This window comes from Pseudomonas sp. SDO5532_S415 (assembly GCF_054071155.1).
The window spans coordinates 1-3,017 of sequence record NZ_JBSVWS010000317.1 but is presented as its reverse complement, the minus strand read 5'-3'; the positions used below and the strand labels follow the sequence as shown (position 1 = coordinate 3,017).

Annotated in this window: 2 protein-coding genes; one reads left to right on the top strand and one right to left on the bottom strand. The window is 61.2% G+C overall.

What is annotated here, in order from left to right; genetic code table 11:
- Window positions 1-25: 25 nt before the first annotated feature.
- Window positions 26-1,576 (bottom strand): nitric oxide reductase transcriptional regulator NorR, encoded by a 1,551-nt coding sequence (norR, locus tag ACW9HW_RS29665; RefSeq protein ID WP_095193833.1) that lies wholly within the window; start codon window positions 1,574-1,576, stop codon window positions 26-28.
- Window positions 1,577-1,732: 156 nt separating this feature from the next.
- On the opposite strand from norR, the gene hmpA reads away from it, so the two are divergent.
- Entirely contained in the window at window positions 1,733-2,914 is a 1,182-nt protein-coding gene (gene hmpA / locus ACW9HW_RS29660) for an NO-inducible flavohemoprotein (RefSeq protein ID WP_457402887.1), read from the top strand.
- Window positions 2,915-3,017 lie beyond the last annotated feature (103 nt).

Sequence of the window (3,017 nt, the reverse complement as noted above, 5' to 3'; positions counted from 1 at the left end):
AGCGAGCCTGCTCGCGAAGAGGCCCTCACTTCATCCCTAACCTTTTGGCCATCCGCCCAAGATTCGCCCGGTCCAGCCCCAACTCCCGCGCCGCACTGGCCCAATTGTGGTTGTGCCGTTCCAGGCACGCGCCGATCAACTGGCGCTGATAATTTTCGGTGGCCTCGCGCAAATCTCCGGTCACCAACGCCACAGCGGTCGCGGCCGGTTGCTCGGCGGTGATTTCAACACTGCCGCTGGGCAGGTCCAGATCGACAGCGCTCAAACTGAGGATTTTCGGTCGTTCCTTGCAGTTACCCAAGGCTTTCAAGGCGCTACGGCCTATCAAGTGTTCCAGCTCCCGCACGTTGCCCGGCCAGTCGTAGGCGAGCAACGCCACCTGGGCGTCGCTGTTCAGGCGCAGGCTGTTGAGGCCCATGCGCGAGCGGTTTTGCTCCAGGAAGTAACCACTGAGCAGCAGCACGTCGCGGCCACGATCACGCAGGGCTGGTACGAGCAATGGGTAAACGCTGAGGCGATGGTAGAAGTCGGCACGATAGCGACCGCTGCGCACTTCTTCGGCCAGGTCGCGGTTGGTCGCCGCGATCAGCCGCACATCGACCTGATGTTCCTTGTCCGAACCCAGGCGCTGCAGCTGACCGCTTTGCAGTACGCGCAGCAATTTGGCCTGGACTGTCAGCGACAGCTCGCCGACTTCATCAAGAAACAGTGTGCCGCCATTGGCCAGTTCGAACTTGCCGCGCCGATCGTTCATCGCCCCGGTAAAGGCGCCGCGTACGTGGCCGAACAACTCGCTCTCCACCAGCGTGTCGGGCAGCGCGGCGCAGTTGAGGCTGATGATCGGCTTGTCGGCCCGGGGCGAGGCGGCGTGGATGGCCTGGGCCACCAGCTCCTTACCGACCCCGGTTTCTCCGGTGATCAGCACGGTCAGATCGCTTCCGCCCACCAGATTGATTTCTTCCACCAGGCGTTTATGCGCCTTGCTCTGGCCGATCATTTCACGGTTCTGCTGACCGCTGGCCTGGCGGTACACCTCGGCGCGCTGGTGTTCATCTTCGACGCGATTGTTCAGGCGTTCGATGCGCTCGGCGGCATTGACCGTGGCGGCGGCGAGGCTGGCGAAGGCTTCCAGGGCGTCCAGTTCGATCGGTTCAAACTGCTCCGGATTGAGGGCGTCGAGGGTCAACAGGCCCCATGGCCGCTCGTCGATAAAGAGCGGACAGCCCATGCAGTCATGGACTTCCAGATGGTCATCGAGCCCATCGACCAGGCCGTCATAAGGGTCGGGCATGTCGCTGTCGGCGGCGAAGCGGGTCGGGCCGTGGCTGCTGAGCAATGCTTCGAAGCGCGGGTGTTCGCTGACCTTGAAGCGTCGGCCGAGGGTGTCAGTACTCAACCCGTCAACGGCCAGCGGCACCAGCCATTCGCCATCGAGGCGCAGCAGGGCGGCTGCATCGCAGGGCAGCAGGGCGCGCATGGCTTCGAGCAGGCGTCTGTAGCGCTCGCCTTCGGGGAGTTCGCGGGACAGGTCCGAGACCAGTGGCAACAGGGCGGTAAGCAGGGATTTTGCAGTCATAGTGACTCCGTGTAGTCGGTGTGACTATAAATCAAAATGTGTCGTTATGACTATCGTGTTGTTAAGCTGTTGATTTACATGAAAATTAATGTTGGCACGGAACCTGATAAGCATAAGGCAACAGTTAAGAAACCCTCGTTGCTCAGGAGTCACTTTATGCTTAGCGTCCAAGACCGTGCCATCGTCAAATCCACTGTGCCTCTGCTGGAAAGCGGTGGTGAAGCCCTGATCACGCATTTCTACCGGATGATGTTGTCCGAGTACCCGGAAGTTCGCCCACTGTTCAACCAGGCCCACCAGGCCACCGGTGACCAACCGCGCGCCTTGGCCAACGGTGTATTGATGTATGCACGCCACATCGACCAGCTCGATCAGTTGGGCGACCTGGTGGCGAAGATCATCAATAAGCACGTGGCCCTGCAGATTCTGCCGGAGCATTACCCGATTGTCGGCACCTGCCTGCTGCGCGCGATCGCTGAAGTCCTGGGCGAAGAAATCGCCACACCGGAAGTGATCGCGGCGTGGGGTGCGGCTTACGGTCAACTGGCGGACATCCTGATCGGTGCCGAAACCAGCATCTACGACCAGAAGGAACAGGCTCCGGGCGGCTGGCGCGGGGCGCGGGAATTCATCGTGGCGGCCAAGGTTGAGGAAAGCGCGGAAATCACTTCGTTCTACTTCGAACCGGTGGACAAAGGCTTGATTCTGGCGGCAGAGCCGGGCCAGTACATCGGCATGAAACTGATCCTTGATGGCGAAGAGATTCGTCGTAACTACTCGCTGTCGGCTCTGGCAAACAAAGGCCAGTACCGCATCAGCGTCAAGCGTGAAACCGGCGGTCGCGCTTCCAACCACCTGCACGATCAATTGCATGTGGGTTCAAGTATCCAGCTGTTCCCGCCATCGGGCGAGTTCACCCTGACCGCCAGCGACAAACCACTGGTACTGATCAGCGGCGGCGTCGGCATCACCCCGACCCTGGCGATGCTTGAAGCGGCGCTGGAAACCGAGCGCCCGGTGCACTTCATCCACTGCGCCCGCAACGGCAGCGTTCACGCTTTCCGCGACTGGATCGACGGCCTGGCCGAGCGTCACCCGCAACTCAAGCGCTTCTACTGCTACGCCGAAGACGACGGTGTCAGCCCGGCGGCCGACAAGGTCGGGTTGTTGAACCAGGAGCAGTTGGGTGAGTGGTTGCCCGCAGAGCGCGATGTGGACGCTTACTTCCTGGGGCCGAAGGGCTTCATGGCAGCGATCAAGCGTCACCTCAAGGCGCTGGGTGTGCCTGAAAAGCAGAGCCGTTACGAGTTCTTCGGCCCGGCTTCGGCGCTGGAGTAAACACGGGTGGCGACTCGGGAGACCGAGTCGCCTGCTTCGCGAGCAGGCTCGCTCCCACAAGGGATCTTCAGCGAACACAGTCTTTATGCCTGGCGTAGATCCA

Excerpts from the sequence above, each read along its gene's own strand:
- hmpA (WP_457402887.1), top strand. The coding sequence starts at position 1,733 with ATGCTTAGCGTCCAAGACCGTGCCATCGTCAAATCCACTGTGCCTCTG.
- norR (WP_095193833.1), bottom strand. The coding sequence starts at position 1,576 with ATGACTGCAAAATCCCTGCTTACCGCCCTGTTGCCACTGGTCTCGGAC.